Annotated in this window: 26 protein-coding genes and 1 tRNA gene; 15 read left to right on the forward strand and 12 right to left on the reverse strand. The window is 70.7% G+C overall.

Translation table 11 applies throughout. From position 1 onward, the window contains the following. Window positions 1-62: 62 nt before the first annotated feature. Both ACFSDF_RS03335 and ACFSDF_RS03340 read left to right on the forward strand, forming a co-directional pair. Window positions 63-764, forward strand: coding sequence for a GntR family transcriptional regulator (locus ACFSDF_RS03335; RefSeq protein ID WP_167006763.1), 702 nt, complete (start codon window positions 63-65; stop codon window positions 762-764). Next, window positions 761-2,083 (forward strand): MFS transporter, encoded by a 1,323-nt coding sequence (locus tag ACFSDF_RS03340; RefSeq protein ID WP_243843060.1) that lies wholly within the window; start codon window positions 761-763, stop codon window positions 2,081-2,083. Before ACFSDF_RS03335 ends, ACFSDF_RS03340 begins: the two co-directional genes overlap by 4 nt. 77 nt (window positions 2,084-2,160) lie before the next feature. On the opposite strand, the gene ACFSDF_RS03345 is transcribed toward ACFSDF_RS03340, so the two are convergent. From ACFSDF_RS03345 to ACFSDF_RS03355, 3 genes are read right to left on the reverse strand one after another with little or no spacing between them, the layout of a single operon-like run. Next, window positions 2,161-2,649 carry a GNAT family N-acetyltransferase gene (locus ACFSDF_RS03345; protein WP_167006760.1) on the reverse strand — a complete coding sequence of 163 codons (489 nt, stop codon included), beginning with the start codon at window positions 2,647-2,649 and terminating at the stop codon, window positions 2,161-2,163. Between the two features lie 56 nt (window positions 2,650-2,705). Next, entirely contained in the window at window positions 2,706-3,704 is a 999-nt protein-coding gene (locus ACFSDF_RS03350; RefSeq protein WP_377156169.1) for an oxidoreductase, read from the reverse strand. After that, a complete protein-coding gene (locus tag ACFSDF_RS03355; RefSeq protein ID WP_377156171.1) occupies window positions 3,701-4,504 on the reverse strand; it encodes a maleylpyruvate isomerase family mycothiol-dependent enzyme in 804 nt (267 codons plus the stop codon). Before ACFSDF_RS03355 ends, ACFSDF_RS03350 begins: the two co-directional genes overlap by 4 nt. A gap of 60 nt (window positions 4,505-4,564) precedes the next feature. Between ACFSDF_RS03355 and ACFSDF_RS03360 the strand changes: the two genes are divergently transcribed. Then, window positions 4,565-6,334 (forward strand): redoxin domain-containing protein, encoded by a 1,770-nt coding sequence (locus tag ACFSDF_RS03360; RefSeq protein ID WP_377156173.1) that lies wholly within the window; start codon window positions 4,565-4,567, stop codon window positions 6,332-6,334. Between the two features lie 24 nt (window positions 6,335-6,358). On the opposite strand, the gene ACFSDF_RS03365 is transcribed toward ACFSDF_RS03360, so the two are convergent. Further along, window positions 6,359-7,093 carry an SDR family oxidoreductase gene (locus ACFSDF_RS03365; protein WP_167251268.1) on the reverse strand — a complete coding sequence of 245 codons (735 nt, stop codon included), beginning with the start codon at window positions 7,091-7,093 and terminating at the stop codon, window positions 6,359-6,361. A gap of 116 nt (window positions 7,094-7,209) precedes the next feature. After that, window positions 7,210-7,764, reverse strand: coding sequence for a hypothetical protein (locus tag ACFSDF_RS03370; protein WP_167006745.1), 555 nt, complete (start codon window positions 7,762-7,764; stop codon window positions 7,210-7,212). Between the two features lie 67 nt (window positions 7,765-7,831). Here ACFSDF_RS03370 and ACFSDF_RS03375 point away from each other — a divergent pair, with 67 nt between their 5' ends. The 4 genes from ACFSDF_RS03375 to ACFSDF_RS03390 are packed head-to-tail and all read left to right on the forward strand — an operon-like array spanning window position 7,832 to window position 10,065. Beyond that, window positions 7,832-8,434 (forward strand): RNA polymerase sigma factor, encoded by a 603-nt coding sequence (locus ACFSDF_RS03375; RefSeq protein ID WP_243843059.1) that lies wholly within the window; start codon window positions 7,832-7,834, stop codon window positions 8,432-8,434. Further along, a complete protein-coding gene (locus tag ACFSDF_RS03380) occupies window positions 8,431-9,375 on the forward strand; it encodes a hypothetical protein (protein ID WP_377156176.1) in 945 nt (314 codons plus the stop codon). The genes ACFSDF_RS03375 and ACFSDF_RS03380 overlap by 4 nt, the downstream gene beginning before the upstream one ends. A gap of 40 nt (window positions 9,376-9,415) precedes the next feature. After that, the gene (locus ACFSDF_RS03385) at window positions 9,416-9,667 is read left to right on the forward strand and encodes a type II toxin-antitoxin system Phd/YefM family antitoxin (RefSeq protein ID WP_167006740.1); all 252 of its coding nucleotides are present in this window, start codon (window positions 9,416-9,418) and stop codon (window positions 9,665-9,667) included. A 2-nt stretch (window positions 9,668-9,669) separates the two neighbouring features. Beyond that, entirely contained in the window at window positions 9,670-10,065 is a 396-nt protein-coding gene (locus tag ACFSDF_RS03390; protein WP_167006736.1) for a type II toxin-antitoxin system VapC family toxin, read from the forward strand. Window positions 10,066-10,137: 72 nt separating this feature from the next. Here the strand turns inward: ACFSDF_RS03390 and ACFSDF_RS03395 are convergent, their stop codons facing one another. Further along, a complete protein-coding gene (locus ACFSDF_RS03395; RefSeq protein WP_167006733.1) occupies window positions 10,138-12,009 on the reverse strand; it encodes an acyl-CoA dehydrogenase in 1,872 nt (623 codons plus the stop codon). A 145-nt stretch (window positions 12,010-12,154) separates the two neighbouring features. Between ACFSDF_RS03395 and ACFSDF_RS03400 the strand changes: the two genes are divergently transcribed. Beyond that, a complete protein-coding gene (locus ACFSDF_RS03400) occupies window positions 12,155-12,613 on the forward strand; it encodes an RrF2 family transcriptional regulator (protein WP_167006730.1) in 459 nt (152 codons plus the stop codon). A 23-nt stretch (window positions 12,614-12,636) separates the two neighbouring features. On the opposite strand, the gene ACFSDF_RS03405 is transcribed toward ACFSDF_RS03400, so the two are convergent. Continuing rightward, window positions 12,637-12,861 (reverse strand): hypothetical protein, encoded by a 225-nt coding sequence (locus ACFSDF_RS03405; RefSeq protein ID WP_167006727.1) that lies wholly within the window; start codon window positions 12,859-12,861, stop codon window positions 12,637-12,639. A gap of 86 nt (window positions 12,862-12,947) precedes the next feature. Between ACFSDF_RS03405 and ACFSDF_RS03410 the strand changes: the two genes are divergently transcribed. Beyond that, window positions 12,948-13,697, forward strand: coding sequence for a helix-turn-helix domain-containing protein (locus ACFSDF_RS03410; RefSeq protein WP_167006724.1), 750 nt, complete (start codon window positions 12,948-12,950; stop codon window positions 13,695-13,697). 77 nt (window positions 13,698-13,774) lie between these two features. On the opposite strand, the gene ACFSDF_RS03415 is transcribed toward ACFSDF_RS03410, so the two are convergent. The 3 genes from ACFSDF_RS03415 to ACFSDF_RS03425 all read right to left on the reverse strand — a co-directional run bounded on the left by ACFSDF_RS03415 (window position 13,775) and on the right by ACFSDF_RS03425 (window position 16,452). Beyond that, complete coding sequence (locus ACFSDF_RS03415; RefSeq protein ID WP_167006721.1) at window positions 13,775-15,349, reverse strand: M28 family metallopeptidase; 1,575 nt, start codon at window positions 15,347-15,349, stop codon at window positions 13,775-13,777. Between the two features lie 156 nt (window positions 15,350-15,505). Then, window positions 15,506-15,576: transfer RNA gene (locus ACFSDF_RS03420), tRNA-Gly, on the reverse strand. 45 nt (window positions 15,577-15,621) lie between these two features. Further along, a complete protein-coding gene (locus tag ACFSDF_RS03425; protein WP_208322460.1) occupies window positions 15,622-16,452 on the reverse strand; it encodes a VldE C-terminal domain-containing protein in 831 nt (276 codons plus the stop codon). A gap of 277 nt (window positions 16,453-16,729) precedes the next feature. Here ACFSDF_RS03425 and dcd point away from each other — a divergent pair, with 277 nt between their 5' ends. Both dcd and ACFSDF_RS03435 read left to right on the forward strand, forming a co-directional pair. Then, the gene (gene dcd / locus ACFSDF_RS03430) at window positions 16,730-17,305 is read left to right on the forward strand and encodes a dCTP deaminase (protein ID WP_167006718.1); all 576 of its coding nucleotides are present in this window, start codon (window positions 16,730-16,732) and stop codon (window positions 17,303-17,305) included. A 15-nt stretch (window positions 17,306-17,320) separates the two neighbouring features. Further along, window positions 17,321-18,220 (forward strand): pseudouridine-5'-phosphate glycosidase, encoded by a 900-nt coding sequence (locus tag ACFSDF_RS03435; RefSeq protein ID WP_377156181.1) that lies wholly within the window; start codon window positions 17,321-17,323, stop codon window positions 18,218-18,220. Between the two features lie 86 nt (window positions 18,221-18,306). Here the strand turns inward: ACFSDF_RS03435 and ACFSDF_RS03440 are convergent, their stop codons facing one another. Beyond that, a complete protein-coding gene (locus ACFSDF_RS03440) occupies window positions 18,307-18,504 on the reverse strand; it encodes a hypothetical protein (protein ID WP_167006712.1) in 198 nt (65 codons plus the stop codon). 138 nt (window positions 18,505-18,642) lie between these two features. Then, complete coding sequence (locus tag ACFSDF_RS03445; protein WP_167251286.1) at window positions 18,643-18,834, reverse strand: hypothetical protein; 192 nt, start codon at window positions 18,832-18,834, stop codon at window positions 18,643-18,645. Window positions 18,835-18,935: 101 nt separating this feature from the next. On the opposite strand from ACFSDF_RS03445, the gene ACFSDF_RS03450 reads away from it, so the two are divergent. From ACFSDF_RS03450 to ACFSDF_RS03465, 4 genes are all read left to right on the forward strand, one after another. Beyond that, window positions 18,936-19,841 carry a carbohydrate kinase family protein gene (locus tag ACFSDF_RS03450; RefSeq protein WP_377156184.1) on the forward strand — a complete coding sequence of 302 codons (906 nt, stop codon included), beginning with the start codon at window positions 18,936-18,938 and terminating at the stop codon, window positions 19,839-19,841. A 118-nt stretch (window positions 19,842-19,959) separates the two neighbouring features. Next, on the forward strand, window positions 19,960-20,880 hold the full coding sequence (locus tag ACFSDF_RS03455; RefSeq protein ID WP_167006703.1) for an ABC transporter ATP-binding protein: 921 nt from the start codon (window positions 19,960-19,962) through the stop codon (window positions 20,878-20,880). Continuing rightward, complete coding sequence (locus ACFSDF_RS03460; protein WP_377156186.1) at window positions 20,877-21,695, forward strand: ABC transporter permease; 819 nt, start codon at window positions 20,877-20,879, stop codon at window positions 21,693-21,695. The genes ACFSDF_RS03455 and ACFSDF_RS03460 overlap by 4 nt, the downstream gene beginning before the upstream one ends. A 110-nt stretch (window positions 21,696-21,805) precedes the next feature. Continuing rightward, window positions 21,806-22,147, forward strand: coding sequence for a hypothetical protein (locus ACFSDF_RS03465; protein ID WP_377156188.1), 342 nt, complete (start codon window positions 21,806-21,808; stop codon window positions 22,145-22,147). Window positions 22,148-22,167 lie beyond the last annotated feature (20 nt).

A 22,167-nucleotide genomic window follows, 5' to 3' on the forward strand; every position in this document is an offset into this window, starting at 1 on the left:
AAAGGTGCCAAACCGTACCCGCTCCGCTGGCAGCGCCGGCCGCCTGCGATCATGTATGCAACATGTGTGCATCACCGGCCTCTGCCCTTCCGCCCACGGTCCCCACCGCCCGCACCTCCGCGACCGAACGCACGTACGCGGCGATCAAGCGTGCGATCCTCGTCGGCGACCTGCCGGGCGGGGACGAGCTCGGCGAGGTGGTGCTGGCAGAGCGGTTCGGCTGCTCGCGCACTCCGGTCCGCGAAGCGCTGCTGCGGCTGCAGACGGAGGGGCTCGTGCGGATCTACCCGAAGAAGGGCGCGATCGTCCTCCCGGTCACGAGTGCCGAGGCCGGTTCGATGTGGGAGGCGCGTGCCCTGGTCGAGCAGTGGGCGGCGCCGCGGGCCTTCGCCGAGGGGGCGCGGGTCCGTCCCGCCATGGACGCGCAGGTGGAGGCGATGGAGGAGCACCGTGCCGACGACGACCTCGCCGCGTTCACGGAGTCTGACCGTCTGTTCCATGAGGTCGTCGTCGACGCCGCGGGCAACGCGCACCTGTCGCGCTTCTACCGGAGCCTGCGGGAGCGGCAGATGATGATCAACGCGACGGCGATGGGCCCCTCGCCGGCGCGGATGGATCGCGCGATCCGGGACCACCGTGAGCTGGCCATGCTCATCGCGGGGGACGACCTCAGCGCCTTCGTCGCGGCGAACGACCGGCACCTCGCGACGTCGCGGCACGCGGTCCAGGGCGACGCCAACGGCGACGCGACGGTCGACGCGTGATCGCGACCGTCTCGCGACGTCTCGGCCTGCGGCGTGGCGCCTACGCGGTGTGGGTCGTGGCGCTGCTCGTCTACGTCCTCGCCGTCTTCCACCGGTCGTCGCTCGCGGTCGCGGGGCTCGACGCGACCGAGCGGTTCGGCATTGGCGCTGCGCAGCTCTCGACGTTCACCGTCCTGCAGCTCGTTGTCTATGCCGGGATGCAGATCCCTGTGGGGCTCGCGCTCGACCGGTTCGGCCCTCGCGCCGTGATCCTGACCGGTGTGCTGACGCTGAGCGTGGCGCAGGTCGGGTTCGCGTTCGCGACCTCGTACCCGGTGGCGCTCGCGGCCCGCATCGCAGTCGGTGCGGGCGACGCGATGGTGTTCGTGTGCGTGCTGCGCCTCGTGGCCAACTGGTTCGCTCCGCGCAGGGTCCCGCTGATGACCCAGCTCACCGGGATCAGCGGGCAGGCCGGCATGATCCTCGCCGCAGTCCCGATGACCTGGGCGCTGCACCACGTCGGCTGGACTACCGCCTACCTCGTGACGGCAGCGGTCGGTCTGGTGCTCGCGTTCGCGCTGGTCGTCGTCGTGCACGACCGGCCGGGCATGCGTCGTCACCTCGGTCCGCCGCTGGAGGTGCGGGGACTCGGGCGCCGGGTCCGTGACGCGTGGGCCGACGACGGCACCCGGCTCGGCTTCTGGACGCACTTCTCGACGCAGTTCAGCGGCACCGTCCTCGGCATCCTCTGGGGCTACCCGTTCTTCGTGCGTGGCGAGCACGCCTCGCCGGCGTTCGCGGCGTTCCTGCTCACCCTGCTGACGCTGGCGACGATGGCCTCGGGCCCGTTCCTCGCGTGGCTCACCTCCCACCGGCCGTACCACCGCTCGTCCACGACGGTGGCGATCATCGCCGCGATCGCGTGCGCGTGGGCGGCGGTCCTGCTGTGGCCCGGCGACGCTCCGTACTGGCTGCTCGTCGTGATGGTGGTCGTCACGGCGGTCGGGGGACCGGCGTCGATGGTCGGGTTCGACTTCGTCCGCACCTTCGGCAGCGCCGAGCGGGCGGGGCTCGCGACCTCGCTGGTCAACACCGGCGGCTTCATCGCGTCGCTGTGCACGATGCTCGCGATCGGGGTGGTGCTCGACGTCCTGACGCCGGCCGGGACCGATGCCTACCCGTCGGACGCGTTCGGCTGGGCGATGGCCGTGCAGGCGGTGCCGTGGGCGCTCGGGATCACCATGATCCTGCGGCACCGCGGCGTGATGCGGCGCAAGCTCGCGGCGACGGCGCCCGAGATGCTGGAGGCGATGCGGCGCGGCGAGTCGGTCTCCGTCTGATCCCCCACCCGGGACGTCATACCGATTGCGGGTCAGGGACCACGAAACGTATGACGTCCGGAGCGGCGGCGGGAGGATCAGCCGACGCGCTTGACCAGCATCGCGACCTTCTTGCCGTTCGGATGGTCGAGGCGGCCGACCTCGGTGTAGCCGCGGGCGCGGTGGAACGCGAGCGACGGCTCGTTCGGTGGGTCGACATAGACCTCGAGTGCCACGAGCTCGCGGGCACGCGCCCGCTCCTCGAGCACGTTGTAGAGGAGGGTGCCGACGCCACGTCGTCGGAAGTCGGGGGCGACGACGACGCGGTCGAGGTACGCATAGTCCTGGGCGTCGTACTCGTCCTTGTACCACTGGTAGTTGATGCTGTCGTACGGCGTGCCGGGCGGCAGCGTCAGCGCGAACCCGGTGAGCACACCGTCCGCGTCGGTGCTCACGACCGACTGGTCGGCGTACCCGACGATCTCACGGAGCCTGTCGGCCGTCAGCGCCCCGACACCGTCGATCGCACTCTGGTTGAGGGCGAGGACCGCGTCGAGGTCGGAGTCTTCCATCCGTCGTACGAGCATGGCCGGAGCCTAACCGCCTCGCGGCGCCAGCGGGAGAGAAGTACTCGGGAACACCGTCAGGTTGTGTCGAACGTCAAGCCCGCCGCGGCCTCGGACGCGGCCCACAGGTCGGCGGCGAGCTGCGGGTCACGCGCCGTCGAGGTCATCCCGACGAGCCGGGGCCGGCCGCGCAGCTGACGCGGTCCGGACGGCCCGACGTACGAGCCGCCGGGCAGGCCCGGCTCCGTCGCGGCGCGCTCCAGGGGCCAGGCGCCGGCGGCGGCCGACTGCGCGATCGCTCGGCTGACCTGGTGAACGAGGACGCGCTGGAAGGAGCGCCCGCCGAGCTCGAACCCCGATCGATCGAGGTGGGTGAGGGCCCAGCCGGGATGGGCCGCGACGCTCGTGACGTCGATCCCCGCGGCCCGCACACGGCGGTCGAGCTCGCGCATGAACAGCAGGTTCGCGAGCTTGGACTGGTAGTACGCCGTCCACCGGCCGTACCGGCGCAGCTCGGCGTGCGGCTGCAGCGTCTTGAGGTCGATGCCGCGGGCGAATGAGTGCATCAACGACGACACCGACACGACGCGCGCGCGGCTCGCGACGAGCATCGGCCACAGGTGCGCGGTGAGCGCGAAGTGGCCGAGGTGGTTGGTGGCCATCTGGAGCTCGAAGCCCTGCGCGGAGGTGCGGCGCGGCGACGCCATGACGCCGGCGTTGTTGAGGAGGACGTCGACGGTACCGGCGTGCGCCATGATCTCCGCAGCGCCCTCGCGCACGGAGCCGAGGTCGGCCAGGTCGATGCGGACGGCTGTCGCGTCGAGGTCGTGGACGCCGTGGCGCAAGGCGGTCAGCGCCTCCTCGACCTTGGCGAGGTCACGGCCGGTGGCCACGATGCGGGCGCCGTGGTGGGCGAGCTGGTAGGCCGCCTCGGTGCCGAGGCCGCCGGTGACACCGGTGAGGACGACGGCCTTGCCTGTCAGGTCAGGGATGTCCTCGGTGCTCCAGGACGCGGCGTCGGCACCGCGCGCTGTGCCCCCGGGAGCGCCGCTTGCTCCGGCGGGATCTCCGCTCACGGCGTCACCGCGATCTCGGCGAGCAGGTCGCCGACGAGGGTGGAGTCGCCGGTCCAGGTCAGGCTCAGAGGCTGGAGGGCCTCGCGACCGGCGACGAGCGTGACGAACGTGTCGGCCGTCATCGTGATCCGGACGTCGGCATCGTCGCTCGCGCCGTCGTGGAGCCGGCCGCGCCCGTCGTCGCCGACCCCGACCGTGACCGTACGCGTGATCGGCGTGGTGAGCTCGAGGACCAGGCTGGTGCCCCGAGCGGCCTTGAGCTTCTTGGCGAGCACGTACGGGAGCGCGAGCAGGAACCCGCTCACGACCAGTACCGCCGCCTTGCCGTCGTACCCGCCCGCGACGCCGGCGGCGACCCGGATGTCCTGCTCGTGGACCCACATGTCGATCATCCGGTTGCGCAGCAGCACCTCGTTGCTCCAGCCGATGCCCCCGGGGGTGTCCTCGGCCGGTGCCCGTGGGTCTTCGGGCACGGTGGCGAGCACGTCGCGGCGTACGGCGACCGCGATACGCAGCTCGTCGAGGAGCTCGGCGGTCGACATGTCGTCGCGCTGACGAACTCCTGCCTCGGTGTAAGCGGCCTCGACCTCACTGCCCACGGCGTGGAACTCGCTAGGGCCGCCCCGGCCGGTGTGCGAGAGCTCGGACTCGAGCGCAGCGAGGTGCGCGACCACGTCGCGGACCGTCCAGCCCGGGCACCCGGTGGGTGCGGCCCATGCCTCGGCGGGCAGGTTCGCGAGGAGGGCGAGCGTGCGCTCGGCCGACTCGGCCCAGGCGTCGACGTACAACGAGAGATCCATGCGCGGCAGCCTAGGGGACGCGGTGGTCCCCTGGCGCCCCTCCGCATGACAATAGATGAGGTGACGGACGGACTCAAGCCTCGCGTACGTGCTCCCGAGCTGCGGGGTCGCGGCTGGCTCGGCACCGGCGGTGAGCCCCTGACGTTGGCCGACCTACGAGGCCGCTTCGTGATCCTCGACTTCTGGACCTCCGGCTGCGTGAACTGCCTGCACGTCCTCGACGAGATGCGGCCGCTCGAGTCGACGTACGCCGATGCGCTGGTCGTCGTGAGCGTCCACTCACCGAAGTTCGCGCACGAGGCCGACGCCGACGCCCTCGCGGCCGCCGTCGCTCGCAACGGCATCACGCACCCCGTCCTCGACGACCCCGCGCTCACGACCTGGCAGGCGTACACCGCCCGCGCCTGGCCGACGCTCGTGCTGATCGACCCTGAGGGATACGTCATCGCCCAGTACGCGGGGGAGGGCCACGTGCACGCCATCGACGCGCTGCTCGCACGGCTCGTGCCGGAGTACGAGGCGCGCGGCACGCTCACCCGCGGCCGCTCGCCGTACGTCGCCCCCACGCCCGAGCCGGGGGACCTGCGCTTCCCCGCGTCCGTGATCCGGCTGCCGTCGGGCTCGCTGCTGGTCGCCGACGCCGGGAGCGGCAGCCTCGTCGAGCTCGCGGCAGACGCCACGACCGTGCTGCGCCGGTACGAAGGGTTCCGTGAGCCGAACGGCCTGCTCGTGCTCCCGGACGAGCTGCGTGACGTCCTCGGGTACGACGTCGTCGTCGCCGACACGGTGGCGCACCGGCTCCTGGGGCTGAACCTCGCCGACGGCGCCCTGCAGGTCCTCGCCGGCGACGGCCGTCAGTGGATGCAGGGCGACGGCACGGGCTCGCTCTCCTCTCCGTGGGACGTCGCGTGGTGGCGCGACCGCGTGTGGATCGCGATGGCGGGCATCCACCAGCTCTGGACGTACGACCCGATGTCCGGCGACGTCGAGATCGTCGCCGGGACGACCAACGAAGGCCTGGTCGACGGCCCGCTCGCCGAGGCGTGGTTCGCGCAGCCCTCTCGCCTCGCACCCGACGGCGACACCCTCTGGCTCGCCGACCCCGAGACGAGCGCGTTGCGTCGGATCGTCGAGAACGGTGGCGCACTCGTCGCCGAGACGGTCATCGGCAAGGGGCTGTTCGACTTCGGGTTCGTCGACGGTCCTGCCGGCGACGCGCTCCTCCAGCACCCGCTCGGCCTCGCCATGCTCCCGGACGGGTCGGTCGGGGTCGCCGACACCTACAACGGTGCCGTCCGCCGCTACGACCCGGCGACCGGCGAGGTCAGCACGCTCACGGCCGACCTCGCCGAGCCGTCCGGACTGCTCCTCGACGGCGCCGACCTGCTCGTCGTCGAGTCGGCCGCGCACCGCCTCACCCGTGTGCCGCTCGGCGCCTCGGCGCGGGCCACCGGCGCGAGCCACACCACCGGCCGCCCTGCGACCGAGGTGCGAAGCGGCGAGGTCGAGCTCGCGATCGCGTTCACGCCGCCTCCCGGACAGCACCTCGACGAGCGGTACGGTCCGGCGACCCGTCTCGTCGTCACCGCGACCCCGCCCGCGCTGCTGCGCGAGGGCGAGGGCCGCGGCACCGGCCTCGTACGACGCCTCGTCCTCGACCCGGCCGTCGGTGACGGTGTCCTCCACATCGCGGCGATGGCGGCCTCATGCGACGACGGCGACGAGATCGGTGCGGCGTGCCACGTCCACCAGCAGGACTGGGGAGTGCCGGTGCGCCTCACCGACGACGGCGCCGCCCGCATCGACCTCCCGCTCGGCGGGACGACCTAGGCCCGACGGACGGGACACCACCGCTCACCACGGGACCGTCCCCCCGGCATCGACGAAGGTGCCTGACGCGGCGTCCTCGGGGAGTGTGGCCGCCGCACCGATCACCTCGGCTGCGGCCTCGGTCGTCGTGGGTGCCTGCTCGCGGTTGCCGGGAGCGAGATCGGTCTGGACCCATCCGGGGCACACGGACGTGACCTTGATCGGTGTCTGCGCCAACGCCTTCGCCAGCGCGACCGTGACGTTGTTCAGGGCGGCCTTCGAGGCTTGGTACGCCGGCAGCACCATCGGGTAGTACGGCGACTCGGGATCGGACTGGTCGGTCAGCGATCCCATCGTGCTCGAGACGTTGACGATCCGGCCAGCCGCGCTCTTGCGCAGCAACGGCAAGAAGGCGGACGAGACCGCGACGGGCCCGAAGACGTTCGTGGCGAAGGTCTTCTCGAACATCGCGCGGTCCAGAATGCTCCCCGGTTCGGCCTCGGTCGCCTCGGGGAGGATGCCGGCGTTGTTGACCAGCACGTCGAGGTGCCCGAACTCCTCACCGATGTGGGCGGCCGCCGACCGGATCTGGGCTGGCTCGGTGACGTCCAAGGGGAGGCTGCTGGCGGAGTGTCCTTCCTCGACCAGGAGCTGCGCCGCCTCCTCGCCGTCCGCCGCGTTGCGCGACGCCACGATCACGTGGTGACCGTCCCTCGCGAGGCGGCGTGCAGCGGCGAACCCGATTCCTCTGTTGGCGCCGGTGATGAGTGCGATCTTCATGGGTGATGTCCTTCCGAGACGTGAGGGCCGCGGTCCTCGGCGGCCGTGGTGCGACCTCTATCCCAGCAGTGACGGGCCCCGCGAACTGGCGGGAAAAGGACGCCGCAGCACCGGCCTCAGACGGGCGCGTGCCGCTGCGCGCTCCGCCGCCGCAGGAACCACACGAGCAGCGCCGCGAACACGCCGAGGACCACGCCGCCGGTCCCGACCAAGAGCGCACCCACGGACAGGGCGAGCACGCCGAGCACCTGCGGCTGCTTGCCCGTACCCCACTGCGCGTCGGTCAGGCGCGCGTCCTCCGCGCCGCACGACAGTGTTGCCGGGGCACCCTCCCAGGTGCGCAGCGAGTCCTTCGCCGACAGGGCGACGAGGTGCCACCCCACGACCGACGCGGACTGGTTGCGCAGTGCGGGCACGTCGAGCGTGGGTCCGCCCTCCGGCGTCAGCGCGCAGGAGACACCGAGGTCGTCGCCGGTGCTGTCGGACGGCACGTCGGCCTTGACCCACACGGCGAACCGGTGGTCCGGCACCGTCAGCGCACCGTCCGCCGGCAGACGGGTCACCTCCGCGTCGCGGGCCACTCCCGCGGCTGCCAGACCGAGCATCACGGCGCCCACGACACCGACCAGCGCGAGCGCCACCCCGACTCCGTACCACGCGCGCGACGGCATGCCCCGAGACTAGGCGGTCGGGGAGCGGCTGAGGGAACCCGGACGCCCGTGGTGGACTCTTCTGGGTGTGAGCATCCATGCAGGAGACCGCCTCGACCCGCGCGCCGACCACGGGACGTGGGCTCAGCTCCGTACGGGCAGCGAGGCGGCCTTCGGCGAGCTGTTCTCCCGGTACGGCGACGCCGTCTACAACTTCGCGTTCCGGCGCGTGGCGTGCTGGGCGACCGCCGACGACGTCACGCAGGCCACGTTCGTGGCGCTGTGGCGGCGGGCGAGCGAGGGCCGGGTCGAGGAGCTGCGAGGCGACTCGGCGCGGAGCGTGCTGCTCGCGATGGCGTCGCAGGAGTGCGCCAACGCACTGCGTGGACGGCGCCGGCTCGCCGCCCTGCGGCGCAAGGTGCCCGCCGAGGAGGTCGACCGCGACCACGCCGACGGGGTTGCGGCCGACGTCGACAGCGAGCGGCGGATGCGGGAGATCCGCGCGGTGGTCGACCGCCTGCCAGCAGGCCAGAGGGCGGTCGTCGAGCTCGTCTGGTGGTCGGGTTGCTCGATGCAGGAGGCCGCCGACGCGCTCGGCGTGCCCGTCGGCACCGTGAAGTCCCGCCTCGCCCGCGCCCGCGCGCGACTCGGCGAGCAGTCCGTGATCGTGCGACGAGAGGAACTGGCATGAGGATCGACCTTCCGCCCGAGCGGACGCTTCCCGACAAGGACGAGCGGGCTGCGCGGATCGTCGCGACGGCATCTCGGGGCCGTCGCACCCGCGCACTCCGCTGGGCTGCCCCGGTCGTCGCCGCCGTGGCCGCGGCGACCGTCATCGGTCTGAGCCTCGTGTTCGCCGGCGACGACCCGGCCGGTACGGGGGCCGCAGCACCCGAGCCCGAGGTCGCGGCAGCACCGACGGCAGCACCCGAGGCTGCGGAGCCCGACGTCGCACTGTGGCTGCGTGACCTCCCGCACGACGAGGCGGCAACCCTTGCGACCCAGTGCGGGACCGGGATGGGGAGCACCCGCTCAGTGTTCGAGGCGGGCGAGGTGCTGTCCGCGCAGGTGCATCGCGCACTGGTCGGTCGCGGTCCGGTGGCCGTCGTCCTCGCCGAGGACACCGCGACCGGCGAGCGTCTCGGGTGCGAGATCGCCCTGCGCCCGAAGCGTGCCCCCGAGGTCCTCGGAGCGGCACTGATGGGGGGTCCGGGAAGCAAGTCCACCGTGAACAGCAACGACGCCACGCATCCGGCGATCCCGACCGACGGCCCGGGCGGACACTCGCTCGGCTACGCGGGCGGCACCTACCAGGTCGACGAGCGCGTCGCGTCAATGCGCCAGCGGTTCGTCGTCGACGGCGAGCCGGGTCCGTGGCACGTGGCCCCGGCCGTCGACGGATACGTCTATCTGCAGGCGAGGATCGCCGCGTCCATGCTCGACGGCGTGGGGGCGCTGCACCTGGAGACGCAGGTGCTCGACGGGGACGGCGAACTCCTCGACGCGCCGGGCGAGCAGAAGCACAGGGGAGGGATCACCCGCAGCCCCGGGACCACCCGTACGGACGATCGCAGCCGGGACCTCTGCAGCCTGCCGGCTTCCGGCGCCAGCTCCTCCACCTGCCTGGGCTGAGGTCCTGGCCGTCAGACCGGTCGGCGACTAGTCTGAACCCATGACGGCGAACGCACACGAGATCGGCGCGTACGAGGCCAAGACACGCCTGTCCGCTCTTCTCGACCAGGTAGAGCACGGCGACACGGTCACGATCACCAAGCACGGTCGTCCGGTCGCCCGGCTCGTCCCGATCGGCGATGCCTCGTGGACCCCGATCGAGGTCGTCCTCGACGACCTTCGCCACCGCCGGGTGCCTGGCCGAGACGGTGACCTCTCGATCAGGGAGATGATCGACGAGGGTCGGGCCTAGGAGTGTTCGTCCTCGACGCCTCGGCCGCGCTTGGCCTGCTGTTCGATGATGAGGACGGTGAGGTGGCGGAGGTGGCGTTTCGGACCGGACAGCGGGCCGTCGTCCCGCCGCTGTTCCTCCAGGAGGTCTCCAACGCCGTCGCTGTCGCGGTCCGACGGGGACGGCTGGCGCGAGACGACGCGCCCGAGGTTCTTGCGCGCCTCACGCGACTTCCGATCCACGTCTCGCCCGCGATCCCGCACGGCCAGGTGCTTCTCGAGCTCGCGCTCGCTCTCGAGATCTCCTCGTACGACGCGACCTACCTCGCACTCGCACTCGGTGAGGAGATCCCGCTCGTCACTGCCGACCAGGCGCTGTCGAGAGCCGCAGCCTCGCTCGACGTCTCGCTCACCCCTTGAGCGACAAAGGACCCGGCCGTTCCGACCATGGTGGTCGGAACGCCGGGTCCTTGTGTCGGGTCTTGCGTCAGATCAGAACGCGGCCTCGTCGAGGTCCATCACGTCGAGATCGACGGCCTCGGCGATCGCCTTCTCGGCGGCAAGCTTCGGGAGCACCTGGCGAGCGAAGAACTGTGCCGCGGCGACCTTGCCCTCGTAGAAGTGCTTGTCCGACGGCGAGACCTCACCGTCGAGCGCCTCGAGAGCGACCTCGGCCCCGCGCAGCAGCAACCACGCGCAGACGACGTCGCCGAGCGCCATGAGGAGACGGCTTGAGTTGAGGCCGACCTTGTAGACGTTCTTCGGGTCGCCGCCGTCGGCCGGGTTGGCCGACATCATCTGACCGAAGACCGCGCCGAGGATGCCCTGGGCGTCCTCCAGCCCCTTGGCGAGCAGCTCGCGCTCGAGCTTGAGGCGGCCGTTGCCGGCCTCGGAGGCGATGAAGCCCTGGATCTCCTGAGCGACGTGCGCGATGGCCTGCCCCTGGTCCCGGACGATCTTGCGGAAGAAGAGGTCCTGACCCTGGATCGCCGTGGTGCCCTCGTACAGGGTGTCGATCTTGGCGTCGCGGACGTACTGCTCGATTGGGTATTCCTGGAGGAAGCCCGAGCCGCCGAAGGTCTGCAGCGACTCGGTGCCCAGCAGGACCCAGGACCGCTCGGAGCCGTAGCCCTTGACGATCGGCAGCAGGAGGTCGTTGACGCGCTCGGCGAGCTTGTCCTCCTCGCCGTCGGCCTCGGCCTGCATGACGCGGTCCTGCCACGTCGCCGTGTAGATGACCAGCGAACGCAGCGCCTCGGAGTACGCCTTCTGCGTCATGAGCGAGCGACGCACGTCCGGGTGGTGCGTGATGGTCACGCGCGGGGCGTCCTTGGCAGGATCGAGCATGTCGGCGCCCTGAATGCGCTCCTTGGCGTACTCGAGCGCGTTGAGGTAGCCGGTCGACAGCGTCGCGATGGCCTTCGTGCCGACCAGCATGCGCGCGTTCTCGATGACCTGGAACATCTGGGCGATGCCGTCGTGGACCTCGCCGAGCAGCCAGCCCTTGGCCGGTGCGCCGTTGCCGACCGACGGATCGCCGAAGGTGACCTCGCACGTCGTCGAGACCTTGATGCCCATCTTCTTCTCGACGTTGGTGACGTACGCACCGTTGCGGGTGCCGTCGAGCTCACCGGTCTCGAGGTCGAAGCCGTACTTCGGGACGACGAACAGCGAGAGACCCTTGGTGCCGGGGCCGCCGACGCCCTCGATGCCGACCGGGCGGGCGAGCACCAGGTGGATGATGTTCTCGCTCATGTCGTGCTCGGCCGAGGTGATGAAGCGCTTGACGCCCTCGACGTGCCAGGTGCCGTCCTCCTGGAGGTACGCCTTGGTGCGGCCGGCGCCCACGTCGGAGCCCGCATCGGGCTCGGTGAGGACCATCGTGGCGCCCCACTGACGGTCGACCATGTGCTGCGCGATCAACTTGTCCCGCTCGGTGCCGTTGCGGTAGACGATCGAGCCGAAGTTCGGGCCGGCCGAGTACATCCAGACCGCCGGGTTGGCGCCGAGCACCAGCTCCGCCGTGGACCAGACGAGCGAAGGCGGCGCGGGCTGGCCGCCGAGCTCGACGGGGAGCTGCAGGCGGAACCACTCCGAGTCCATCCACGTCTTGTAGCTCTTCGCGAAGCCGGCCGGCATCGTGACGGTGCAGGCCTCGGGGTCGTAGACCGGAGGCGTGCGGTCGGCCTCGGCGAACGACACGGCGAGGTCCTCGCGAGCCATCCGGTCGATCTCGCTCAGGATGCTCTTCGCGGTGACCATGTCGAGGTCCTCGAAGAGACCTGTACCGAGGACCTCGTCGCGGCCGAAGACCTCGAAGAGGTTGAACTCGATGTCGCGAAGGTTGCTCTTGTAGTGGCTCACGGCGACGTGTTCCTTCGTGGTTGGTGCTGCCTCGGGAGGCCAGCGCACTTACTAGTCGGTAACACCAGTGTCCTACTCGCCGGTAACCCACGCAAGCCCGGGGCGCCCAACCAGAGTTCTCGTACGGATCTGGGAGACTTCACGCATGCGGGTTTCCACCAAGTCCGACTACGCCCTTCGCGGCCTGATCGAGATCACCAGCCGCGATGACGCGGGTCCCGTCTCCGCCGAGGAGATCGGCCGACAGCAGGACATCCCGCACGGGTTCTTGCAGGCGATCCTCGCTGATCTGCGCCGGTCCGGGATCGTCGTGAGCCAGCGCGGCCAGTCCGGCGGCTGGCGCCTCGCCCGCCCGGCCGACGACATCACCGTCGCCGACGTGATCAGGGCGGTCGACGGCCCGCTCGTCAGTGTGTACGGCCTGCGGCCCGAGGCCGTCTCGTACAAGGGCGGCGCGGAGGTCCTCCAGCACGTGTGGATCGCCGCCCGTGCGAGCCTGCGCGACGTGTTCGAGTCGGTGACCATCCAGCATCTCGCCGACGGCATCCTCCCCGATGCGGTCGAGGCGCTCACGAAGGACGACGACGCCTGGCAGCCGCACTGACGCGTCGGCGTGGACGACGGGGCTCAGCCCTCGGGCGACACGCCGTCCTCGAGGGTGAGCGGGGGAGCGCTCACGCGCCCGCGTTCGCGTTCGAGCAGGACGCGCGTCACCAGGACAGATGACGTGATCAGCCCCAGCGCGAGGAGCGCGATCTGGAGCGGGATCGGGCGGAAGCCCAACAGGGCGAGCGCGCCGGACCACACCACGACCAACGCGGCGTAGGCAGCGAGGATTCGCAGCACGAGCACGGGGGACCTCCTCGGGGGAAGGGGTCCTCCCGAGCCTAGTAGTGCGCCTCTTCGCCCCGTACGGCGGGGCGGCTAGCGTTGCTTCCATGACGACGACCGCGAACCCCTGGCGCGAGGCGCTCAACGCACTCGGCAGCGCCTTCATGACCTCCACGATCATTCGCTCGGCGTCGAAGGAGGCGGGGATGCCGGGCTCGGCGCTCTACTTCCGCGGACGCGTCGGCATCCTGGGTGACGTCTCGACCCAGACGGCGTACGACGTCCAGGCGATCTTCTCCCGTCGTGTCGTCGACACGATCTGGGAGCGCAGCGCCGACGTCACCTCCGACAAGGCGGTCGAGCTCTACGTCGACGCCTGTCGGCGCTGGGGTCGGGAGAACCTCGTCGAGAACGCGGCGGCCACCCGCGCGGCGGAGCTGCTCGAGTGCGTGCTGGACGAGGCCGAGCTCGCGCCGATGCTGCTCGCGCAGGGCTGGCAGCGCGCGCCGCGTGCCGACGACGTCCCCGCGCGGCTGGCCCAGGCCGCCATGGCGGTACGCGAGATCCGCGGCGGGCTCTACTTCGCGGCGCTCGCGCTCGTGGGGCTCCCCGTGCACCGCGCGATGCTCGCGGACCCCGGGGCCGGGCCGGACCGGATGACGTCGCTCGGATGGAACGAGGAGGAGATCGACGAGGCGAAGACCCATCAGCGTCCTGGTGACGGTGCGCGCTGGCGAGACGCGGAGCGCGCGCTCGACGGCGCCTTCCTCGGTCTGCTCGGTGACGTGCTCGGCGAGGACCGGCTCAACGACCTCGGTGAGGCACTGCTTCGGGTCGAGCGGAGCGACAAGGGCTGAGCGAGTGCCACGGCGCTGACGCGCCGGCGCCCCTGCACCCACGTGGGTGCAGGGGCCGCCGGTTTCTCCGAGGCCGGTCAGCGGATCAAGGCGTGACCGCTCCGCGTGGCCGTGCTCGGCGCGGAGAGCGCTTGCGCCTTGGCGGCCGCTGCCGCCTTGGCCTTGCGGCTGCCGTCGGGGAACAGTCCCGACCTCGACTTCGTCAGCGTCAGCGTGGCGTGCGCGGCGGCGTCGCCGAGTTCGTTGAGCGACTTCACGCTGAGGTTGGTGATGTCGTCGCAGGCCTGGTGGTAGCACGGGTCGTACGGCTCACCGGCCGTGCCGCCGTAGACCGCCGCCTGCTCCTCCGTCTTGATGCCCTCGGCGCCCGAGAAGAGGCCGCCGGCCGGGATGCCCGCCGCGATGAACGGCCCGTAGTCAGAGCGTCCGTCGAAGGCGGTCGGGTCGCTGGCCAGTCCCTTGCTGTCGAAGTAGTCCGTGAAGACGGTCTCGATGACGTCGGACCCAGGCGGTCCGACGGGGCCGCCGTCGGAGCCGTCGCCGTCGTACACGAACCGGACGTAGTTCGGCGAGCCGATCATGTCGAAGTTGAGGTTCGCGTAGATCTTCGACCGCTGCTGGTCGGTGAGCGAGGCGACGTAGTGCTCGGACCCGAGCAGGTTGGCCTCCTCTGCTCCCCAGAACGCGAAGCGCACCGGGCGGGCGAGCTTCTTGGTCAGCTTGAGCTTGGACATCTCCTGCGCGATCGTCAGGATGCCGGCCGTGCCGCTGCCGTTGTCGTTGATGCCCGCGCCGGCCGCGACCGAGTCGAGGTGTGCCCCGACCACGACGACCTGGTCCTTGTTCTTGATCTTCTTGAGGTCCTTCGCCGGGAGGTCCGCGATCACGTTCCAGGTGGTCCGGTTGGGATCGGTCTCGACCTCGGTCGAGACGTTCACGGTGACGGGACCGGCGGCGACCTGCCCGAGAAGGGCGACGGCGTCGTCGTACGACAGGCCCACGACCGGGACCGACTTCGGGTCACCGAGCGTGCCGATGGACAGCTCCGTGCGGCCCGGGTTGCCCTCGTTGAAGATGATCACGGCGTCGTAGCCGGCGGCCACGGCGTTGTCGACCTTGTCGGCGAAGTCGCAGCCGCCGCGCTGGACGAGCGCGACCGAGGGCTCTGCCGGTGCGGCGGTGAAGTCGCCGGCGGCGCAGCCCGCGGTGCTGCTGGGCTCCGGGGTCGCAGGGACGACGTTGTTGGTGGCCGGGACCACGACTCCGGTGACGTCACCGCCGCCCGAGTAGTCGAAGATGTCCGTCGTGTAGTCGGTCGGTGTGGGTGACACCTGGGACAGGGTCGGGTCGGAGAGCGACCGGAAGAACGAGAACGTGAACGCTTGCTTCGTGACCGAGTAGCCCGATCGACGCAGCTGCTTGGCGACGTAGTCGACGGAGGCCTCGTAGCCCGGGAGTCCGGATGCGCGCGTTCCTTCGTTCTGGTTGGCGATGACCTGGAGCGCGCGCGCGTGCTTCAGAATGCCGTTGACGGTGACAGCTTTGCGGAGCTGGCTCGTGTTGACGTCGTCGATTGCCGCTGCGGGTGTCGCGGTGGTCACCAGGGTTGCGGCGACCACCGCTCCCAGGGCTCCGGTGAGTGTTTTATTCACGTCGGACCTCCTCGTTGAGTCGGGTGTGACCCGCCCAACGTAGGTGAGACCTACGTCACATGCCCAGGGGTGATCGTGAAATTTGTGCGTACTCGCGAGGACGGTGTGACAACGACGAAGGCCCCGGACCATCGGTCCGGGGCCTTCGTGCGGGAGAGCGGGCGACGGGAATCGAACCCGCACTATCAGCTTGGGAAGCTGATGTTCTGCCATTGAACTACGCCCGCGATGCGTTGCCGCCGAGGCGACGCGGACCACTCTATACGACCTTGTCAGCCCACCGTCACGTGGACGTGGTCGTAATGGTTGGCCGTCGATGAGCCGCGATCCTCCATGGATCGCCAGCCCTCTGAGGCGCGCTGCGTGGTCCAGATCTGCTGGGCCCAGAGCACCTCGGTGACGCCGAGGCGCGAGGCGTTGGCACGGACGTAGTCGGCGATCTGGTCGCCCGTCGCACCGCTCACCATGATGTCGAGGGCGCGTCCGCTGCCGTGCTCGCCGCCGTCGCCCGAGCGGACGCCTCCGTACGACGTGACGCTGGGGAACTCGGCGCACACCGCGCGGTGGACCTTGATCGCGTTGGACGTGAGACCGCTCTCGACGGACGAGCCGCTCGCGCAGGGCTTGCCGGAGACCGACGTGCTCGGCGAGTCGGACTCGCTGCCGTCGGCGGACTCCCCGTCCTCCTCGGGCTCGGCGGTCGCCTCAGCGACGCCGGCGACCAGGCCCGCGCGTGCCTGAGGGAGGGCCTGGCGCTCGCTGGAGCGGCTGACCGCGACCTCGCGGCGCTCGGCGATGTGCTGCTCGAGGCTCGGGGGCGACGCGAGCACGTGGGTCTGGCCTACGTCTGTCGTCCCGCCGACACTCGCCGCGGTCGTCGTGACCACCTGCGGGGCGGACGCGGCGACGGTGGCGACCCCCGCGATCAGGAGGCCGGCCAGGGTGGCGGGCCGACGGCGGGTGGAGCGCAGCGGCAGCGCCTCGAGGCGTGCCTGCGGGGTCTCGCGTGCCGCCGTCTCGGGGGGACGGGTCCTGGACGACGTGCGGGTGACCAGGAGCTTGCGTGGCGCGCGGTGTGCCTTCCTGCGGCCGGGGGTAGCCACAAGATTCACCTTCCGTGGACTGCAGGGGGACCACGGAAGTGAAGCACATCCTCCCCGGCCGAGCCAAGGGGTCCTGCACAGGCTGGTCCGGGAGAAGCCGGTTCAGGAGGGTCCGAAAGCCGCACCGCTTGCCCCCGGTCATCGGCCATTTCAGACCGTGGCGATGAGTCGAATGGCACAGTTTGTCCGAGATGTCCACGACCGTACGAAAGGGTCGGGATCACGTCGGGCGGCCTTGCAGCGCGGGTCGCTTCGGGCCCTGCGCTACGGTCGGTCTGTGCTGCTCTCCGACCGCGACATCCGTACCGAGCTCGACAACGGACGGATCGAGCTCGATCCCTACGACGACGCGATGATGCAGCCGTCGAGCATCGACGTCCGTCTCGACAAGTTCTTCCGCGTCTTCGAGAACCACCGTTACCCGCACATCGACCCCGCCGAGGACCAGTCTGACCTCACCAAGGAGGTCACCGCAGCCGACGGGGCGCCGTTCATCCTGCATCCCGGCGAGTTCGTCCTCGGGTCGACCTACGAGCGCGTCGCGCTGCCGGTCGACGTGGCGGCGCGGGTCGAGGGCAAGTCGTCTCTCGGACGCCTCGGCCTGCTCACGCATGCGACCGCCGGGTTCGTCGATCCTGGGTTCAACGGCCACGTGACCCTCGAGCTCGCGAACGTCGCGACGCTCCCGATCAAGCTCTACCCGGGCATGAAGATCGGCCAGCTCTGCTTCTTCCGGCTCTCGTCGCCGGCCGAGCACCCGTACGGATCGGAGAAGTACGGCTCGCGCTACCAGGGCCAGCGCGGTCCGACCCCGTCGCGCTCGTACGCGAATTTTCACCGCACGCAGATCTGAGGTCAGACTGGGAGGATGCAGATCCTTCCTGAGGTCGCCGACGCCATCGCTGCCGGTCGACCCGTCGTCGCGCTCGAGTCCACGATCATCTCGCACGGACTCCCGCGCCCCCGAAACCTCCAGGCCGCTCGTGACTTCGAGCAGATCCTCCGCGACCGCGACGTCGTCCCCGCTACGATCGCGGTCGTCGATGGCGAACCGCGTGTGGGCCTGGACGAGAAGGCGCTGGAGAAGATCGCGCTCGACGAGTCCGTGGTGAAGGTCAGCGTCCGGGATCTCCCCGTGGCGATGGCGACCGGCGCGTCCGGCGCGACCACGGTGGCGGCCACGGCCTACCTGGCTGCGCAGGCGGGCATCCGGGTCTTCTCCACCGGCGGCCTCGGGGGAGTGCACCGCGGGGCCAGCACGACGTTCGACGAGTCGGCCGACCTCACCGTGCTCGCGCACACCCCGATCACCGTCGTCTCGGCGGGAGTGAAGTCGATCCTCGACATCCCCGCGACGCTCGAGCGGCTCGAGACGCTCAGCGTGACCGTCGTCGGCTACGGGACGGACCAGTTCCCGAGCTTCTGGCTGACGGAGTCCGGGGAGACCCTCGACTGGGCCGTCCCCGACGCGGGGGGTGTGGCCGCGGTGATGGCGGCCAACGACGCCCTCGGCCGCAGCAGCGCCGTCCTCGTCGCCAACCCGCTGCCGTACGACAAGCAGCTCGATCCACAGGTGCACCACGACGCGTTGGCCCAGGCGCTCGCCGAGGCCGAGCGGGACGCGATCACCGGCAAGGACGTCAGCCCGTACCTCCTCGCACGCATCGTCGAGCTCACCAGCGGCTCGAGCCTCGAGGTCAACCTCGACATCGCGGCCAACAACATCGCGGTGGGCGCCGAGATCGCGCGGGCCTGGAGCGCTCGCTAGCGTCACCGCCCCGTACGCACGAGACCGGTGACACCTCCCCTGCAGGTGTCACCGGTCTCGATGGTGCGAGCCGTACGGTCACGGGTTCACCGGGTGGCGGTGAGGTCCCGGGTGGGCGTACGGCGGTTGTCGTCGAGCAGGTCTGCCGTGTGGCGCAGCGTTGTGGCAAGCCGGACGCGCCAGGCGTGGCGCGGCTCGGAGTGACGCCGTTGCCGCTGCTCGAGCGTGCGGTAGAACTCGTCCTCGCGCATGCGCTCGAGGAGGAGATGGGTGTGTTCGGTCATAGCGAGTGCCCTCGTCATCGGGTCGTGCGTGTGTCCGCGCGCAGACGCGTGCGGCGGACGGAAGTGAGGCAGACCTCAAAGAGGTCGTGGGTCACCGCTGCGTGGAGCGGTGCGCGATGCGGCTGGGCGGGCCAGGAGTCACATCGGACGAGCCGGGGTCGTCGTCCCTCGGGGATCGACGTCCACCGTGTCGGCGAACCGGCGCAGAGCGTCGGCCGCGCGTCCGCGCCAGGAGGCGTGGTCGATGGTGTCGGCTCCCCTGCGTCCGTGCAGTCGGCGCAGCCGGGCCTCGCGCTGACGCGCAAGGATCTCGTGGGTGTAGTCGTCCATCTCTAGCCCCCCTTTCGGCACTCGTTCTTGTGCGACTGCACAGAGCCTAGGGGGAGGGCCGCCTCCTCCGCATCCGATTATTCGGCGGTACCGTTCCGTGCATGGCGCGCATCCTCGTGGTCGGTGACGTGGTCGACGACCTCATCGTCCGTCCGCTCACCGCCGTCACCCCGGCGAGCGACACTCCTGCCGTGATCCGCCGCCGCGACGGTGGATCCGCGGCCAACGTCTCGGCCTGGCTCGGCTGGCAGGGCGCCGACGTCATGTTCGTCGGCAGGGCGGGCCATGACGGCGCGGAGCGGCACACCGAGGCGCTGGCGCGCTTCGACGTCCAGGCGCGCATCGCCGCGGACGGGGAGCAAGACACCGCGACGATCGTGATCACGCTCGACGCGGTCGGTGAGCGGACCATGTACGTCGACCGCGGCGCCAACAGCGCCCTCACGACCAAGGACGTGCCGCTGTCGGCGTGGAAGGACGTGCGCTGGCTCCACCTGACCGGCTACACGTTCTTCGACCCGGTGACCCGTCCGGTCGCGCAGGAGCTGGTCGCCCGTGCTCGGGACCGCGGGGTGACGGTGTCTCTGGACCCGGGCTCGGTCGCGTTCCTGCGCGAGGCGGGGGTGGAGGAGTTCGCGCGGTGGACGTCAGGCGTCGACGTCGTGCTGCCCAACCTCGACGAGCTGCGGTGCATGACCGGGGAGGACGAGCCCGATCGTGCGGTGCTGGAGCTGTCCCGCTGGTATCCGACGGTCGTCGCGACGCTCGGTGCGGCGGGCTCGGTGCAGATGACGCCCGACGGCTTCCTCGTACGGCAGCGTGCCGAGGCCGCCGAGGTCGAAGACCTCACCGGTGCCGGCGACGCGTTCGCCGCGGGGTTCATCGCCGCGAGTGCGGACGGCCTCGAACCGCAGCAGGCGCTGCGTCGGGGTGCCGAGACGGCCGCGATCGCGGTGTCCCGTACGGGCGCGCGCCCTGTCCTCGGCGAGGTCAGGTCCGCGCTCTAGGGCGGGGATCGGTTCGGGGTCGGGTCAGGGCCGTACTGGGGTCATTCCCCGATGTCGGGGGCGATCAGGCCCGGCACGGTGGTCTCATGGATACCTCAGGCATCCGGGCGGCGATCGTATGATCCGCGCCCAGGCACTCACCAAGACGTTCGGAGACAAGACCGCTGTCGATGCGATCGACTTCACGGTCAAGCCCGGCAAGGTCACCGGATTCCTCGGGCCCAACGGCGCTGGCAAGTCGACCACCATGCGGATGATCCTCGGCCTCGATGCCCCGACGGCGGGCTCGGTGACGGTTAACGGCCACCGACACCTGACGTCGCGCGCGCCGCTGCGCTCGATCGGTGCGCTCGTCGAGGCCCAGGGGTTCCATCCGGGACGCTCGGCCCGCGACCACCTGCGCTGGCTCGCGGCGAGCAACGGCATCCCCGCCGCCCGCGTCGGTGAGGTGCTCGAGCTCGTCGGGCTCGAGAACGTCGCCGGCCAGCGTGCCGGTCGTTACTCGCTCGGCATGGGCCAGCGGCTCGGCATCGCCGCCGCCCTCATCGGGGATCCCCCGGTCGTCGTGCTCGACGAGCCTGTCAACGGCCTGGACCCGGAGGGCATCCGTTGGGTGCGCTCGCTCGCGCGCCGCCTGGCCGACGAGGGAAGGACCGTGTTCATCTCGAGCCACCTCATGGCGGAGATGGCGCTCACCGCGGACCACCTCCTGGTCATCGGGCGGGGCCAGATCCTCGCCGACTGCTCGACGGAGGACTTCATCGCGAGGCACGCCACCTCGTACGTGCGGGTCAAGTCGCCCGCACGTGCCGAGGTCGGTGCGCTGCTCGAGCGTGCGGGAGCCGACGTCGCCGCGGTCGACGACGCGCTCCACGTCCAGGGGATCGACGCCGCAGCGATCGGCGACCTCGTCCACGCGCAGGGGCTGGCCCTGCACGAGCTGGCACTGGTCCGGTCCTCGCTGGAGGACGCGTTCATGACCCTCACCGCCTCTCACGTCGAGTACGCGTCGAAGACCCGCGAAGAGGTGGCGGCATGAGCACGGCAGCGACCACGGCCGTGGCGGTGGCCACGGAGGACACGGTGGCCCGTCAAGGCTTCACCCAGGTGCTGAACGCCGAGTGGATCAAGCTGCGCTCGGTCCGCTCGACGTGGTGGACGGTCGCCGCGCTGGTCGGTCTCGGTGCGGGACTCACCATCGTGATGTGTTGGGGCAACGCCGACTGGCTCGCCAGTCCGGACGCCGACGAGTCGCCCGGTGCCTTCATCACCTGGGGCATGATGATCGCGCAGATCACGGCCATCGTGCTGGGGGTGCTCGCGGTGACGAGCGAGTACGGCACCGGGCTGATCCGGGCGACCTTCGCCGCCGTCCCGCGACGGCTTCGCGTGCTCGCCGCGAAGGCGCTGCTGGTGGCGGGTCTGCTGTTCGTGGTGGGCACGGCAACGGCCCTGATCGGCTACTTCGGGGGCAACTACTTCCTCGACCGTGAGGGCATCGGCATGGCGCTCGAGGGTGACGTGCTGCGGTCGATGTACGGCAGCGGTCTCTACATGGCTGGCCTCGGCCTGCTCGCGGTCGCTGTCGGCACGCTTCTGCGCCACACGGCGGCGGCGATCACGATCACCATCGCCGTCTGCTTCGTGGTGAGCAACATGGTCGCGCTGATTCCTGGCGACTTCGGCCTGTTCCTCGAGCGCGTCATGCCGGGCAACGCCGGCGCGGTGATCGCGACGCCGGTGTCGTTCAACCCGAACCTGCTGGACGCGTGGCTGAGCTTCGCGATCTTCGCCGGGCAGATCGCGGTGCTGATGACGCTGGCCGCGGTCTCGCTGCGCCGACGCGACGCCTGAGCTCGGCCCGGTGGTCGCGAGGTAGGCGACCCAGCCCCTGACATCGGTGATGTCGGGGGCTCTCGCCACGCGGTGCACAATGTGTCGACGGCACGAGGAGCGGTGGACCGATGAGCACGTTGATGGAGGAGGTCGTCCGCGGCCTCGCGGATGGGGGATACATCGCGCGGACCCGCCGTCACGAGCGGGGCCTCTTCGTGACGCTCGGCCACCAGGAGTGGCGCGGCGAGTGGCATCTCGACATCACGGCGCAGGACCTGGATGCCGCGCTGTCCCTGATCGACGGGGTCGAGCGGGCGAGCCCAGAACGAACGAGGACCGGCCGTCACGAGAACGTTGGCCGCCTCGTCGGTGCGATCTGGGCGGATCTCCACGTCTACCCGCCTGAGTGGGGACCGTTCAGATTCGAGGGCTTCTCTCTCGTGCCGACACAGCACCCTGACGAACGATGAGGGGTTCCGCCCAGCACATG

It is taken from the genome of Mumia zhuanghuii, assembly GCF_042681565.1.
GTDB lineage: Bacteria > Actinomycetota > Actinomycetes > Propionibacteriales > Nocardioidaceae > Mumia.